The sequence below is a fragment of the Ramlibacter sp. PS3R-8 genome, from assembly GCF_037572435.1.
Lineage (GTDB): Bacteria > Pseudomonadota > Gammaproteobacteria > Burkholderiales > Burkholderiaceae_C > Ramlibacter.
The window spans coordinates 13,815-27,900 of record NZ_JBBHGT010000004.1 but is presented as its reverse complement, the minus strand read 5'-3'; the positions used below and the strand labels follow the sequence as shown (position 1 = coordinate 27,900).

At 68.2% G+C, this 14,086-nt stretch carries 17 protein-coding genes; 10 read left to right on the top strand and 7 right to left on the bottom strand.

Features of this window, described 5'->3' with window-relative positions:
- Positions 1-16 precede the first annotated feature (16 nt).
- Entirely contained in the window at positions 17-997 is a 981-nt protein-coding gene (locus WG902_RS14950; RefSeq protein ID WP_340060931.1) for a Bug family tripartite tricarboxylate transporter substrate binding protein, read from the bottom strand.
- 112 nt (positions 998-1,109) lie between these two features.
- On the opposite strand from WG902_RS14950, the gene WG902_RS14945 reads away from it, so the two are divergent.
- Entirely contained in the window at positions 1,110-1,937 is an 828-nt protein-coding gene (locus WG902_RS14945; RefSeq protein ID WP_340060930.1) for a hypothetical protein, read from the top strand.
- 4 nt (positions 1,938-1,941) lie between these two features.
- Here WG902_RS14945 and WG902_RS14940 read toward each other — a convergent pair whose 3' ends face one another.
- Positions 1,942-2,556 (bottom strand): hypothetical protein, encoded by a 615-nt coding sequence (locus WG902_RS14940; protein ID WP_340060929.1) that lies wholly within the window; start codon positions 2,554-2,556, stop codon positions 1,942-1,944.
- A gap of 170 nt (positions 2,557-2,726) precedes the next feature.
- Here WG902_RS14940 and WG902_RS14935 point away from each other — a divergent pair, with 170 nt between their 5' ends.
- The 3 genes from WG902_RS14935 (at position 2,727) to WG902_RS14925 (ending at position 4,541) form a co-directional block, all read left to right on the top strand.
- Positions 2,727-3,179, top strand: a complete 453-nt coding sequence (locus tag WG902_RS14935) for a DUF2846 domain-containing protein (protein WP_340060928.1) — start codon at positions 2,727-2,729, stop codon at positions 3,177-3,179.
- Between the two features lie 96 nt (positions 3,180-3,275).
- Positions 3,276-4,091: a mechanosensitive ion channel family protein gene (locus WG902_RS14930; protein WP_340060927.1), complete on the top strand. Its 816-nt coding sequence runs from the start codon at positions 3,276-3,278 to the stop codon at positions 4,089-4,091.
- Positions 4,092-4,127: 36 nt separating this feature from the next.
- Complete coding sequence (locus WG902_RS14925) at positions 4,128-4,541, top strand: hypothetical protein (RefSeq protein ID WP_340060926.1); 414 nt, start codon at positions 4,128-4,130, stop codon at positions 4,539-4,541.
- Between the two features lie 6 nt (positions 4,542-4,547).
- Here WG902_RS14925 and WG902_RS14920 read toward each other — a convergent pair whose 3' ends face one another.
- Together WG902_RS14920 and WG902_RS14915 are read right to left on the bottom strand one after the other, a co-directional pair.
- On the bottom strand, positions 4,548-5,984 hold the full coding sequence (locus tag WG902_RS14920; RefSeq protein WP_340060925.1) for a cytochrome P450: 1,437 nt from the start codon (positions 5,982-5,984) through the stop codon (positions 4,548-4,550).
- Between the two features lie 145 nt (positions 5,985-6,129).
- Positions 6,130-7,137 carry a TRAP transporter substrate-binding protein gene (locus WG902_RS14915; RefSeq protein ID WP_340060924.1) on the bottom strand — a complete coding sequence of 336 codons (1,008 nt, stop codon included), beginning with the start codon at positions 7,135-7,137 and terminating at the stop codon, positions 6,130-6,132.
- A 140-nt stretch (positions 7,138-7,277) separates the two neighbouring features.
- On the opposite strand from WG902_RS14915, the gene WG902_RS14910 reads away from it, so the two are divergent.
- Positions 7,278-8,171: an SMP-30/gluconolactonase/LRE family protein gene (locus tag WG902_RS14910; protein ID WP_340060923.1), complete on the top strand. Its 894-nt coding sequence runs from the start codon at positions 7,278-7,280 to the stop codon at positions 8,169-8,171.
- 9 nt (positions 8,172-8,180) lie between these two features.
- Here the strand turns inward: WG902_RS14910 and WG902_RS14905 are convergent, their stop codons facing one another.
- Together WG902_RS14905 and WG902_RS14900 are read right to left on the bottom strand one after the other, a co-directional pair.
- On the bottom strand, positions 8,181-8,906 hold the full coding sequence (locus WG902_RS14905; protein ID WP_340060922.1) for a type 1 glutamine amidotransferase domain-containing protein: 726 nt from the start codon (positions 8,904-8,906) through the stop codon (positions 8,181-8,183).
- A gap of 97 nt (positions 8,907-9,003) precedes the next feature.
- Entirely contained in the window at positions 9,004-9,747 is a 744-nt protein-coding gene (locus WG902_RS14900) for a transporter substrate-binding domain-containing protein (RefSeq protein WP_340060921.1), read from the bottom strand.
- Between the two features lie 194 nt (positions 9,748-9,941).
- Between WG902_RS14900 and WG902_RS14895 the strand changes: the two genes are divergently transcribed.
- From WG902_RS14895 to WG902_RS14880, 4 genes are read left to right on the top strand one after another with little or no spacing between them, the layout of a single operon-like run.
- Positions 9,942-10,139 carry a hypothetical protein gene (locus WG902_RS14895; RefSeq protein ID WP_340060920.1) on the top strand — a complete coding sequence of 66 codons (198 nt, stop codon included), beginning with the start codon at positions 9,942-9,944 and terminating at the stop codon, positions 10,137-10,139.
- An 18-nt stretch (positions 10,140-10,157) separates the two neighbouring features.
- Positions 10,158-10,646 (top strand): DUF2938 domain-containing protein, encoded by a 489-nt coding sequence (locus tag WG902_RS14890; protein WP_340060919.1) that lies wholly within the window; start codon positions 10,158-10,160, stop codon positions 10,644-10,646.
- A gap of 22 nt (positions 10,647-10,668) precedes the next feature.
- A complete protein-coding gene (locus WG902_RS14885; RefSeq protein WP_340060918.1) occupies positions 10,669-11,151 on the top strand; it encodes a FixH family protein in 483 nt (160 codons plus the stop codon).
- Complete coding sequence (locus tag WG902_RS14880; protein WP_340060917.1) at positions 11,151-12,443, top strand: cytochrome-c peroxidase; 1,293 nt, start codon at positions 11,151-11,153, stop codon at positions 12,441-12,443. Before WG902_RS14885 ends, WG902_RS14880 begins: the two co-directional genes overlap by 1 nt.
- Here WG902_RS14880 and WG902_RS14875 read toward each other — a convergent pair.
- Positions 12,431-13,240: an AraC family transcriptional regulator gene (locus WG902_RS14875; RefSeq protein WP_340060916.1), complete on the bottom strand. Its 810-nt coding sequence runs from the start codon at positions 13,238-13,240 to the stop codon at positions 12,431-12,433. The genes WG902_RS14880 and WG902_RS14875 overlap by 13 nt on opposite strands.
- 56 nt (positions 13,241-13,296) lie before the next feature.
- On the opposite strand from WG902_RS14875, the gene WG902_RS14870 reads away from it, so the two are divergent.
- Positions 13,297-13,983: an NAD(P)H-binding protein gene (locus tag WG902_RS14870; protein ID WP_340060915.1), complete on the top strand. Its 687-nt coding sequence runs from the start codon at positions 13,297-13,299 to the stop codon at positions 13,981-13,983.
- Positions 13,984-14,086 lie beyond the last annotated feature (103 nt).

Here is a 14,086-nt window from a genome sequence, read left to right as displayed (position 1 = left end):
GACGGCATCAAGGCGCTCAGTCCAGCTTGATCCCCAGCCCCTGAACAAGCTGCGTATACCGCTCGACTTCGACCCGCAACATCCGGGCAAAGTCCTCGGGGGTCGGGCTGCCCAAGGCCTCGGCGCCATTCGCATCCATCGCCTTCTTGAATTCGTCGGTCGCCACGATCGCCACCAGTTCCTTGTGCAGGCGATCGACCACGGGCTTGGGCATGTTGGCAGGTCCCATGATTCCCAGCCAGAGCGCCGCGTTGAACCCTGGGTAGCCTTGCTCGGCCACCGTCGGCACGTCCGGCAACGCGGGCGAACGCGTCAACGTGCCCACGGCGATCGGACGCACCTTGCCCGCCTTGGCGTTCTGCAGCAGTGCGGGCATGGAGCCGAACACCGTCTGCACTTCACCCGACAACAGCGCCAGGTCGGCGGGCGCGTTGCCCTTGTAGGGAATGTGCTTGATGTCCAGCTTGGCGGCGTCCTTGAGCATTTCCATCGCGAGATGCGTGGCCGTGCCGTTGCCGGCCGATGCGTAGTTCAACTTGCCTTCGTTGGCCTTGAAATGGCTCACGAACTCGGGCAGCGTGCGAGCGGGCACCTGGGGATTCACGACCAGCAGGTAAGGCGTGATGGCCACCAGCGAGATCGGCGTGAAGTCCCGCGTCGGCACGAACGGAAGCTTGCTGTATGCGCCGGCTGAAATCGCGTGGGTGCTGGTGGTGGCCAGCGTCAGCGTATAGCCGTCGGGCGGCGCCTTGGCCACTGCGTCGGCGCCGATCGTTCCCCCGGCGCCAGCCCGGTTGTCGACGATGATGGACTGGCCCAGCCGGTCACCCAGTTGTTTGGCGACGATGCGCGCCACGATGTCCGTGGAGCCGCCGGGAGCAAAGCCGACCACCAGCCTGATCGGACGATTCGGGTAATCCGTTTGCGCGATGGCGGACAGGGGCGCGAGAAGTGTCGCGGCCGCCAGGCTCACCAGCACTTGTCTCTTCGTTGGCATGTTATTGCTCCAGTGCGTTAAGGCAGTGCGCATGAGACCTCCAATTCAAGGGCACGTCAATCCGGGCAGCCACGTGTTGGCACGAACGAAAGTAGCATGGAGTACGGAGAACATGGATTCGCATCGCCTCATCGCCGCCAACGCATACCGCGTGCCTCAGCCATTCCGCAGCTTCGCGGTCCGGAGCGAGGAACCGCAGCACGCTTTCGACGCCCGCGCGCCCTATGAATGGATCCACGTCGTGCGCGCCGACTTTCTCGATGCCGGTGCGCTCCGCAGTCTGGGTGCCGAGGGCCATGCACGTGCGAGAGCCGAGACCTTCACGGACATCGAGTACGCGGCCACCACGCTGGAGGACCTGGCCGCGGCCGCACCCGGCGTCGACGACCTCGTCGGGCGGATCGCGGGCGCACTGCACCTGACGGGTGTCCTCGGGGACGACCCGGCCGCGTACCGCAGCAGCGTCGCCACCCGCATCGACTATCTCGCCTCGCGAGGGGCGGGCTTCCACAACGACGTGCGGGGCCACTGGTCTCGCTGCCTGTTCTGGATCCTGGCGCTCGACCTGGCCAACGTCGACTTCGTGATGCCGCACGCGGGCGTGCAGGTGGCGTTGGCACCCGGCGACCTGGTCGTCTTCGACCCGACCATGGCCCACGGGCTGTGCCGCCCCGCCGACCACGGCGTGGCGCTGGAGGCGTCCTTTCTTGACGGCGAGGACGGCCGGCAGGTCTTCCTGACCGGCGAAGTCCTGCTCACCGATGCGCAGTGGGCTGCCGCCGGTGCGCCGTGGCTGCCCATCGAGGAGTTCGAGCGCCGCGGTGCGCTGGACCTGATGGTTGCCGAGTTCGACGACTGCAGCGGCAGCATCAAGCGTCCGGGCACGCTGCGCGCCTGCATGAAGCGCAGCACCTGCTACGTCGACGCCGCCGGCGCCTGACGACTCACGCGCTCCTGGCTAGCGCCACCAGGCCCAGGTATTCGGAGCGCGTCTGCGGCAGGACGGCGGCCGCCAGCTGTTCGTGCGACGTCCGGTGGCGAGCCTGCATGCGGGCCGAGGCTACCGCTTTCGACCGGCAGAACCAGTGGCAGGTGTGCTGCATCAGCAGCAATTCGGCGGTGATCGCAAACGCGCGGTCCTTCGGGGACGCTGCGCCCTCGGCCTCGATCGCGCGGCAAATGCCACGTGCGTGCACACGAAGGGCTTCGCGCAGGTCGAAGGACGGGGCGAAAGCCAGCGCGAACGGAAGCCAGATCGGGAGCTTACTCACGCGGGTGGCCTCGGGATCCGCCGACGCCACGTCATCCGCGAGCTGGCCCATCTGCCGGCACAAGTCCTGTTCGTTCCCCCGCAGCACGTACAGCACCTGTTCGCGCCGGCCAGGCTCCGCTTCGCCCAATGCGCGCAGGTAGCCCTGGGTGACGGTCTCGATGTTCTTCTCGATGCTGTAGGGCGACAGGAAGCTGGCAAGGAGCGCGATGCGCTGGTGCTGCACTTTGGTCTTGGCGATCCAGCAGCCGGCGGCCAGCGCAATGGCAAGGGGTAAGAGGTAATCCACGTCGCGATGCTACACAGGGACGACGGACGCCTCCGCGGGCGACTTCGACATCATCCAAACGGAGGAGGCCACGCACGAAGCGTGCGTCCCGCGCGACAAACCTGCGCAATCCAGAATGACGCCGCCGCGCCTCGTCGCTAGAGTTCAATCTCCACAACAGAGGAGGAATCATGAGAAAGCTGATCGTGGGCATGGCGCTCCTGGCGCTGCTTACCGGGTGTGCTTCCGTGAAGATGGAGGACAAGGCGGCCTCGGAGCGGGCCAAGCAATTCGCGCAGCCGTCGTCCGGGAGCGCGGGCCTGTATGTCTATCGGGATAGCACTTTCGGCGCGGCGCTGAAGAAGAACATCTGGGTCGACGACAAGTGCGTCGGCGAGTCCGCGCCCAACGTTTTCTTCTACACCGAAGTTGCGCCCGGCAATCGCAAGGTTTCGACCCAGTCCGAGTTCTCTCCGAACGATCTCGCGCTGATGGTTGAGGCGGGGAAGAACTACTTCGTGCGGCAGTACATCAAGATGGGTGTCTTCATCGGCGGCGCCGGCCTCGAGACCGTCCCGGACGAACAGGGCAAAGCCGCAGTGGCCAAGCTCGAACTTGCTTCGGCTGGTACGTGTAGCAAGTAAGCCGGCGGTGAGCTCCTCTTCATGAGGGGCTCACCGCTCTTCCTGCTCGCGGCGCCGTCGGATACAGTCGACCTCCCAACCCGCCAGGAGCGTCCCATGGACACCACCGCCGTCGAAACCTTCCTGAGGGTGACCGCACTGCAGCTCGGGATCAAGATCGTGGCAGCGATCGCTTTCTGGGTGATCGGGCGCTGGATCATTCTGCGCGTGATCAGGCTGGTGCAGGCCGGCATGGATCGCAGGCGGCTGGACCCGACCCTCACGAAGTACCTCGGCGCGGTCATCCATGTCACGCTGACCGTCGTCCTGGCGATCGGCATCCTCGGGTACTTCGGCGTGCAGACGACCTCCTTCGCCGCGCTGCTGGCCGGTGTCGGGCTGGCCGTCGGCGCGGCCTGGAGCGGGCTGCTGGGCAATTTCGCGGCCGGTGCCTTCATGCTGGTGCTGCGGCCTTTCAAGGTGGGAGACGCCGTCAGCGTCGGCGGTGTCACGGGAACGGTGCATGAACTGGGCCTGTTCGGGACCAGCATCATCACGCCAGACAACGTGCTGACGCTGGTTGGCAATGGCAAGGTCTTCGGCGACACGATCCAGAACTTCTCGCGGCTGCCGGTGCGCCGCGTGGATCGCACGGCGCAACTCTCCGGCGGCGTCGATGCCGTCGAGGCGTGCGCCAAGCTGCGCGAGGCGGTCGCACGCATTCCGAACGTGTCGGCTTCGCCGGCGCCCGAAGTGAACCTGCTGGACCTGAACGGACTCGGGCCGCTGATCGCCGTGCGGCCTTACTGCCGGAACGAACATTACTGGCAGGTTTACTTCGACACCAACGAAGCCATCGTTCGCACCGCCAGGGAAGCCGGTTGGCCGGCGCCAACGCCGGTGAACATCACCCGGGTGCAGCAGATCGCGTGATGTACGCTGGGCATCCCGCTCGTTTCCCTGACGCCCGTGCGCGAGATCTTCTCAGGTGCTTTCTTCGAGCGTGCAAGTGAACAGCTGCCATGGTTCGCGTTGGCGCTGCTGATTTCGGTGGCCATCACGTCCCTGGTTTCCCGCGAACGCCGCCGCCGGCTTGGACTCACCCGGTTCCTGCTCGGCTACCTGTGCCTCGCGGCCGTACCGCTCTTTGGCGTGATCGTGCTGCGGTCGGCGTTGCGCGAGGGACTGGAACATGCCGGCCACGGTTGGTGGGCAGCGTTGTGGTTCAGCCTGTTCTGGATGATGACCTTCATCGTCGTGGCGCAGTGGGTCGTGCGCCGCATGCCGCCGACCCGCGGGTGGCTGCGGGACTATCGTCAGGCCGGCCGCGACATCTGGCGCGACCGGCTGGCACGCTGGTTCGGCATCCGCTTGCGCGATTGAAAATGCCTAGCGCGCGGACAGCTTCATCCGCAAGCCTTCGGGCTGCATCACGAGCGTGAGCCGCTCGCGCGGCTCGCCGTCCGCTGCGGTCACGGAGTCGATGGAAAAGTTGGCGAGCAGCATCGCCATGACCATCTTGATCTCGGCGAGCGCAAGATACCGCCCGGGGCACACACGCGGCCCGGCGCCGAAAGGCATGACGACACGCTTCGCGCTGAACATGCGGCCGTGCGCGGCATCGGCTTCGCCGTGCAGCCATCGTTCGGGCCGGAAGGACTGCGGCTGCTCGAACCGCGCAGCGTCCACACTGGCCGGCCGCATCACGCACATCACGAACGTCCCGGCACGGACGGCCACACCATCGATCTCGGCGTCCTCTGCGGCCTGCAGGATGATCAAGGGCGCCACGGGCTTCAGGCGCAGCGATTCGTTCGCGCAGGCATCCACGTAATCGAGCTGCGACAACTGGTCCATGTTCATGGCGATCGCGCCGCGCCCCACCACCCGATCCACCTCGTCGCGCGCGGCCTCCAGCGCACCGCGGTTCTGCGACAGCAGCCAGATCATCCACGCCAGCGTGGTGGCGGTCGTGTCCTCGCCCGCAAGCAGCATGGTGAGCGCATTCGCGGACAACTCGTCGTCCGACAGGGCGCCGCCCCCGGCGTCGCACGTCGCCACCATCGACTGCATCAGGTTTTGCGGCTTTTCGCGCAGCTCGGGCCTGTCGCGAAGGAGGGTGCGTGTCCTCTCGATGAAGCCGCGTACGGCCTCTTTCAGCGCACTTACGTGCTCCTTCTGTTCGCGCGACGGCACCCAGTGCTCCAGGTCGAAAGGCGACAGCACACGCTTGAAGAGTGCCGGGAGGATGTAATTCAGGTGCCGCTGGATGGCAACGTCGTCTCCCTGCTCCATCGTGTTCAGGTCCTCGCCGAACGCCAGGCCGGTGGTCACGTCGACCGTGTAGCGCATCAGTTCAGCCTGCAAGTCCAGCTCCGTGCCCTGCGTGGCCGCCTTCCGCCATTTGGCGCGCAGGCGGTCCGTCACCGTGACCAGGGCAGGCAGGTACGCATGCAGGTGCGCCGGGTCCAGTCCCGGCATCACCAGTTGGCGCTGGCGCTTCCAGTCGTCGCCGTTGGCGGAGAACACGCCGTGAAAGCCCATGTCCTTGGCGACTTGCACGAGGCGCGGTGTCTTCAGGAACTGCTGGGGGCGCCGCCGCAGGACGGACGAGATCGCCTCGGGGTCGGTGATCGCCAGCATGTGCCGGTTGGTGATGCGGAAGCGGAACTTGCCGCCGTATTCGCGCGCCCATGCCTCGAGCTGCTGGTGGAAGGCTTCGAGCCGAATCTGGGTGGCGTTGCCCAGCACGGGTATCCCTTTGGGGCCAGGCAGTTCCTCGTAGGGGATGAGCGCCGCTTTCACGGTCGCGGCTGCTTCGGACATGGGGTGCCTCGCACGGAGAATGTGATGAAGGATGCTATGGGGGTGCATCCATGGCGTCAACCGCGCCGGGCACGTTTTCCTCTCCGAGACGAGTCCATCGGCACGGCCTCGATCCCAAGCCGATCGGCCCTGAGCAAGGCGCCGCTCAGCGCACCGTCGCCCGCACCTTCTCCAACTCCGCCCGATACAGCTTCACCACCGCCGGGTCGTACGTCGACGCGAACTTCTCGGCCACCGGTGCAGTCAGCTCGCGCATGCGCGCCAACGTGGCGGCGGGCACGTCGTTGATCGCGATCTTGCCTTCCAGCTCCTTGCGCGCGGCCACGGACGACTCGCGGCTCAGGCGGCGCTGGTAGGCGCCGGCCTCCACCGCGGCGTCCTGCAGGATCTTGTGCTCGGTGGCGCTCATGCGGTCCCACAGGCGCTTGCTCACCAGCACCGGGCTGGCCGTGTACACGTGGTTCGTCACGCTCAGGAACTTCTGCACCTCGTAGAACTTGCTGTTCAGGATGATCGCGAAGGGGTTCTCCTGCGCGTCCATCGCCTTGGATTCGAGCGCGCCATACAGCTCGGGGAAGGCCATCGGCACCGGGTTCGCGCCCAGCGCTGCGAAGCTTTCCACGAACATCGGGTTCGGGATCACGCGCAGCTTCAGGCCCTTGAGGTCGTCCACGGTCTGGATCGGTTTGCGGCTGTTGGTGAACTGGCGAAAGCCGGCTTCCCAGAAGCCCAGGCCCACCAGGCCCTTCTCCGGCAGCCGCTGCAGCAGGGCCTGGCCGAACGGCCCCTGCACCAGGGCGTCCACCTGCTCGCCGCGCGTGAACGAGAACGGGATGTCCAGCAAGGTGAATTCCTTGATGGCGCCGCCGGTGACCGTGGCCGACAGCACCGTCATGTCCTGCGCGCCACCCTGCACGGCGCTGAACTGCTGTCCCTCCCCGCCGAGGCTGCTGGAGTGGAACTCCTGCACCTTGAGCTTGCCGCCGCTCTTGGCGGCGACGATCTCGGCAAACTTCTGCACGCCCAGCGACAGGTGGTGGTTCAGGGGATTGACGTGGCCGAAGCGGATCACGCGCTCCTGGATGTCCTGGGCGGATGCGGCGGCGCAGGCGGTGGCCAGCGCGGCGAAGAGGGCAAGTCTGCGGAAGGTCACGGGAGTCTCCTGGCTTGTTCTGTCGCGCCGGGCGACCGCCAGGCACATGGGGCGGATTCTAGTCAGCGCACTGCTGCGTCGTTCCGGAGTGGAACGCCGGAACTGGTGGCACAGTGGAGGCCTTTGCCAGGAGGTGAGCGATGGAGTGGTCCGGGGCCGTGCGATGCGTCGTGCCGGGAAGCGACGTGCTGGGCGAAACGCCCTTGTGGTGCGAGCAGACCCGGTCCGTGCTGTGGCTGGACATCGAGCAGGCGCGCCTGCAGCGCTTCCATCCCGCCACGGGCCGCCACGACGTCTTCCAGTTCGAAGAGCGTTACGTCGGTTCGCTCGCGCTGCTGCAGCGCCCGGGCCGCGTGTTGCTGGGGCTGGACCTGGCGCTGGTGACCTTCGACCTGGGAACGGGCGAGCGCGAACTGGTGTGCCAGGTGGAGCCTGCCGGCAGCGCCGACAACCGCCTGAACGACGGCCGCTGCGACAGCCGCGGCCGCTTCTGGGTGGGCACCATGGACAACCAGCTGCATCGCGGCAATGGGAGTGTCTATCGCGTGGACCCGGACGGCAGCGCGCATCGGCAGTTCGGCGACGTCATCGTCTCCAACACGATCGCGATGTCGCCGGCGGAGGATGCGCTGTATTTCTCGGACACGCGGCGCTACACGACCTGGCGCTTCCCGCTCGATGTCGCTGCGGGCACGCTGGGCGAACGACAGGTGTTCGTGGACCACGCGGCCGTGCGCGATCGGCCCGACGGCGCATGCGTGGATGCCGAGGGGTTCGTCTGGAATGCCATCTTTGCGGGCAAGCGCGTGGTGCGCTACGCGCCGGATGGGCGGGTCGATCGGGTCATCCCGTTGCCGGTGAGCAATCCGACGTGCGTTTGCTTCGGGGGAGACGACCTCCGTACCCTGTACATCACCACTGCGCAGCGGTTCCTGACCCGCGCGCAGCTGCGCGACGAGCCGTGGTCGGGCGCTCTGCTGGCGGTGGACGTGGACGTGCCCGGCATGCCGGAGCGGCGGTTCGGCCGGGAATAGGGGTCTTCGTCATCCCCGCGCAGGCGGGGACCCAGGGCTTCCTGCCCCCACCGCACTTTCTTCCAAAGCCTTCAGCAAAGCTTCCGCCCCTGCCGCCGACGACGCCGGGTTCTGCCCCGTGACCAGCAACCCGTCGGTCACCACATACGACTGCCAGTCCGCACCCTTGCTGTAGCTCGCTCCGGCGGACTTCAGCATGTCCTCCACCAGGAACGGCACCACCTTGGTCAGGCCCACCGCCTCTTCCTCGGTGTTGGTGAAGCCGGTCACGCGCTTGCCCTGGACCAGGGGCGTGCCGTCAGGTGCCTTCACATGCCGCAGCACGCCCGGCGCATGGCAGACGGCGGCGACCGGCTTGCCCGCGCCGATCATGGATTCGATGAGGTTCCTGGAGTCTTCGCTCTCCGCCAGGTCCCACAGCGGTCCGTGGCCTCCCGGATAGAACACCGCGTCGAAATCCTCAGGACGTACGGACGACAACGCGATCGTCGTCGCGAGGGCTTGCATGGCCTCCTTGTCCGCGCGGAACCGGCGCGTGTCGTCGGTCTGCGCGCCGGGCTCGTCGCTCTTGGGATCGAGCGGGGGCTGGCCGCCCCGCGGTGACGCCAGCGTGATGTCGGCGCCGGCGTCCTGGAACACATAGTAAGGAGCCGCGAGCTCTTCGAGCCAGAAGCCCGTCTTCTTCCCCGTGTTTCCGAGCGCATCGTGGGACGTGAGAACCAACAGGATATTCATGGGCTGCCTCGCTGATTGCAAACCCGGGATGCTAGGGGGTGGCCTTCGGCTGAGTTTGTAGGTGCAGGTCCCGGCGCGACAAACGCGGCGCTTGCGGCTACTGCGCCGCGTAGGGCTTCGCACCCCGCAGGCTCGACTGCGACACTGCATCGTCCACGACACCACTCTCCGTCGCCCACGCGGCAAAGCGCTGCAGGAAAGCCAGGCCCGCACCCCGCTGGAGGGGAATGCCCAGGGCAAGGTGCTCGCTGCCCCATGCCTCGTCGAGGATGCGGCCGCCGCCCATTTCATCCGCCAACTGGCACAGGATGGCCTTGTTGGTGGCGAAACCGTCGAGGGCCGAGCTGGTCAACAGGAAGGCGGCGTCCGACAGCGATGTCACGGCCACGAGGCTTGCCTCGGGATAGAGCAGGCCGAACTCGCCGGCCGTGGTACTGCCCGCGGTGAAGCCGATGCGCTTTCCCTCCGCCGTCACATCGCCGAGCGAAAAAGCGGCGGAGCTGGTCGGGACGAGCACGCCTTTGTCCAGCGTGAGGAGCGGACCCGAGAAGTCGATGAATTTCGCGCGCTCGCCCGTGGCGTTGGTGAATACGAGGTCGATTTCAGCCGCGCCGACGGCCTGCAGGAGCTGCGTATTGCGCGGACGGATCACCGGCTCGAAAGGCGTGCCGAGGCATAGGGCCAGCGCGCGCCCGAGCAGGTAGCCCACGCCGCGCGGCGAGCCGCTTTCGCCTGCGACGTAGGAAGTCGGGCTGCCGGCATACACGCCCACGCGCAAGGCGCCCGTGGGCGCCAGCGCATCGCGCTCCGCGGGCGTCGCGGCGGGGGGAACGGTTCTCATTGGTTCTGGATCCTGGGTCCTTGCATGATCCGGCGATTGTGACGGGCAGGCCTGGCGCAGGCCGGCTTGCGGCGACAAGCTGCTGGTGCCCACGCTTGAACGAAACGGCTGCAACGGCAGCCGCTGCGTTCAAGCCCGCAAGGCAGCATGAGCGAAGAATTCGAATCTCCTCAACACCTCTTCGGAGATTCGAAATGACGTTCCTTGCTTCCCCTTCCGCCCTGGCCGCCAACGACGGCGCCACCAACCAGCCGGCGCGCAGTGCCAGCTGTGCCTGCGACCCCTGCACGTGCGCCCAGGGCGGGCAGCAGTGCATGTGCGGCGACACGGCCGCGCAAGCCTGCACGGCCTGCGCCGCGTCTTGCACCTGCGCCACCTGCCACTGCGCCTGAAGCGCCGTCGAGCTCCCGATGGACTCGATCCAAGGCTTCGGCACTGTCGTCCTCATCGGCGTGGCCGCCACCGCGGTGATGGATGCCTGGCTGCTGCTGCTGGCGCGGCTGGGCATCCCCACGACGGACTGGCGGCTGGTCGGCCGCTGGGTCGGCTCGATGCGGCAGGGGCGATTCGCCCACGCTTCCATCGCGCAGGCGCCCGCCGTTCGCCGGGAGCACGCACTCGGCTGGGCCACCCACTACGCGGTGGGCATCGCCTACGCGCTGGGCCTCGCGGCGTTGACAGGCGCGGCCTGGGTCAGGCAGCCCGTGCTGCTGCCGGCCCTGGCCTTCGGGCTGGCCAGCGTGGCGATGCCGCTGTTCGTCATGCAGCCCGCGATGGGCGCCGGCTTCGCCGCGTCCAGGACCGCCACGCCTTGGCGCAACCGCCTGCGCGCGCTGGCCAACCACGGCGTGTTCGGGCTCGGGCTCTACGCCGGCGCCGCGGCGCTCGCTTCCCTCTGACCCTCCATCCCCGGAACATCCCATGCTCTCCATTGCACTGGCCCATCGTCCCCGCTCGCGCTCCGTGCCAAGCCGGCTGTCACTGGCCGCCATGGCGGCCTTCGCCGGCGCCCTGATCGCCGGCTGCAGCACGCCGCCTGCCAACCTGGATGTCGCGCTCGAAAAGCCTTCGGCCGCCGGCTTCTACCGCGTCGCGCTGGTGCCGCCGGCGCAGCCGCCCGCCATCAACCAGATGCACAGCTGGAAGGTGAAGCTCGCGGGCAGCGACGGCGCTCCCGTGCAGGGCGCGCGCTTCACCATCGACGGCGGCATGCCCCAGCACGGCCACGGCCTGCCGACGCAGCCGCGCGTCACCCGCGAGCTCGGCGACGGCGCCTACCAGCTCGATGGCATGAAGTTCAGCATGACCGGCTGGTGGGAGATCAGGCTGGCGATCCAGGGTCCGCAGGGCGAGGACAAGGTGACCTTCAACACGGTGGTGCAGGACCCCAAGGTGCGGCCGTGATGACGCCCGCGGTTGCCCTGCGGCACTGGCTTGCCAGCGTGCTCGCCGCCGTCGCTGCCGTCGGCGCGATGGCCGTCACGGCGCAGACGCTCAACGGGGGGCCTTTGCGCGATGCGTGGTCGGCGCAGGACGTGGCGGTGCTCGCCGGGATGCGCTTGAAGGAAGCGGGCCCGCGCCCGCCCGACCCGTCCAACGCGTTCGAACAGCGCGCTGACGCGGCGTCGCTCGGCCGCGCCCTGTTCGAGGACCGCCGCCTGAGCCGCAACGGGCAGGTGGCATGCGCCAGCTGCCACGCCGAAGCCAGCCAGTTCCAGGATGGCAAGGCGCTCGGCGAAGGCGTCGCCCGGGGCAAACGCAGGACGATGCCGGTCATGGGCGCGGCGCATGCGCCCTTCCTGTTCTGGGACGGCCGCAAGGACAGCGCCTGGTCGCAGGCGCTCGGCCCCTTCGAGGACGCCGCCGAACATGGGGCCACCCGCGTGCGGCTCGCGAAGCTGGTGGAGGCGCACTACAGGGAGAGCTACCAGTCCGTCTTTGGCCCACTCCCCCCGCTGGGCAAGCTGCCCCAGGATGCGTCGCCTGGCGGCACCGAAGCCGAACGCGCAGCCTGGGCCGCGCTGCCGCAGGCCGACCGCGAATCTGTCAACCGCGTGTTCGCCAACATGGGCAAGGCGATCGCCGCCTACGAGCGCAACATCTCGTACGGCGAGTCGCGCTTCGACCGCTATGCACAAGCCACTGTCGCAGGCGACGCGCGCGGCCAGGACGCGCTGTCGCCGCAGGAAGTGCGCGGCCTGCGGCTGTTCCTCGGCAAGGGCCAGTGCGCCACCTGCCACAACGGACCGCTGCTGACCGACCATGCTTTCCACAACACCGGCGTGCCGCCCAGGGACCCCACCCACCCGGACCGGGGCCGCGCGGACGGACTGCGCAAGCTGGTGCAGGACGAATTCAACTGCCTGGGCCGCTACAGCGATGCCAGGCCGGACCAGTGCGGCGAACTGCAGTTCCTGGCCACCGACGACGCCACGCAGCTCGCCGCGTTCCGCACGCCCAGCCTGCGCAATGCGGCGGAGCGCGCACCGTACATGCATGCAGGGCAGTTCTCGTCGCTCGAGCAGGTGGTCCAGCACTACGCCAGTTCGCCCAAGGCCGTGCTGGGGCACAGCGAACTCGCGCAGCCCGGCGAGCGGCACGCGCAACGACAGGCGATCCGGCTGTCGCCGTCCGAGGTGCAGGACGTGGCCGCGTTCCTGCAATCGCTCACCGGTCCGGTGGTTCAGGCCAGGTGATGGGCGCGCGCACGTTCACTCAGCGGCCCGCCCATGCGCAGCAAGGACGGGGGCAGGCCGAACATGGTGCGCGCCGTCCGCGACAGGTGCGCGGAATCGGCGAAGCCGGCCGCGTGGGCGGCGGCGGACAGCGTCTGGCCCTCCATCAGCAGGGTCCACACGTGCAGCAACCGGCGCCACACGAGGTAGGTGCGCAGCGGCATCCCGGTTTCCTCGACGAAGAGGTGGCGAAAGCGTTCGGGCGACAGGTGGGCCGCAGCGGCCAGCTCCTGCAGGGTGACCGGCTGGTCGACCCGCTGCCGGACGGTCTCGATCGCGGCGAGCACGCGGGCATCGGTGGGTTCGCGATGCACCGCGCCCGACAGGTCCTGGATCAGCTGCATGCAGGCGTCCCGCACCGCGTCGTAGCTGCATTGCACCCGCCAGGCTTGTTCCAGGCGGCGCGACGCCTCGGCGACGGTCTGCGCATCGACCAGTTCGAGCCGCCCCTGCAGGCGTGCCGCCAGCGCGCGGCCCGCCGGGGTTTCCGGCTCCACGAAGAGCACGGCACTCATCTCGCATGCGTTGACGTCGATGGTGTGCGTGGCCTTCGAGGGCACCAGCGCGGCGGCGCAGGACTGCCACGCACCGTGCCGGCCGAACTGCACGCGCAGCCCCCCGGGGATGCCGATCGCGAGCTGGATGGCGTAGTGGGCATGCGGCGAGGGCGAAGGACCGCGGCCGGCCCCGAGGAACCCGCACACGCCCGGCCAGGCGACGAAGTCGCCTTGGTAGTGGCTGGGAATCGGCGGGTCCATGCGTCCGTGCCTCCGCGCGCGAGTGTATCGGCGCGCGCCGCGAAGGGAAAGCGCCGGTGAACCCGACATCTGCTTCCTTTCCGAAGCACGTGGCCGTGGTCGGCGCCGCGGGCGGGCTGGGCCAGGGCATCCTGCGCGTGTGCCGCGCGTCAGGTGTCCGGTTCACCGCCATCGTCCGTTCCCGGCCCGAGCGTGTGGCGGACGTGCCGGAAGGCTGCCGCGTCGCGGTGGTCCCTTCGCTGGCCGATGCGGACGCGCTGACCGCAGCACTCCATGGCGTGGATGCGGTGATCACCGCCACCGGAGTGACCGCAAGCTCGCGTGATCCGTCGGCGCTGCTGTCGGCGAACATGGACTCAGTGGAGGACGCCATGCTGCTGGCCGGGGTGGAGCGTATCGTGATGGTGAACACCCTGCTGTCCTCGCTGCCCGGACAACCCGCGGGGCGGGCGCTGCGATTCTTCGCTTCGGTGCCGGGCACGATGGGAAGCGGCGCCCGCGAGCAGCATGCGGTGGTCCAGGCGCTGGGGCAGGGGGCGCTCTCGTCGCTGCGCTGGACGCTGGTGCGCGCGGCCACCAATGCCCGCGGAAAGGATGCGCCGCCGGTGGCGTCCCATGATTGGCAGGGCGCCGCGAATTCGTGGTGGCCTGTCTCGTACGACGCCATGGGTCGCTGGATGCTGCAGGAGGCAGCGGCCAACAGGTTCGTCCGCGCGGCGCCCTTGGTGTCCCGGCGCAGGTGACAGCCCGATCAGGCCATCGGATGACGACCGGGATCGCTTGAAGGTTCACGAACACAAAGAGGTGTGGGAGGGAATACGGCGAAGCGCAAAGAGGGTCATTCAT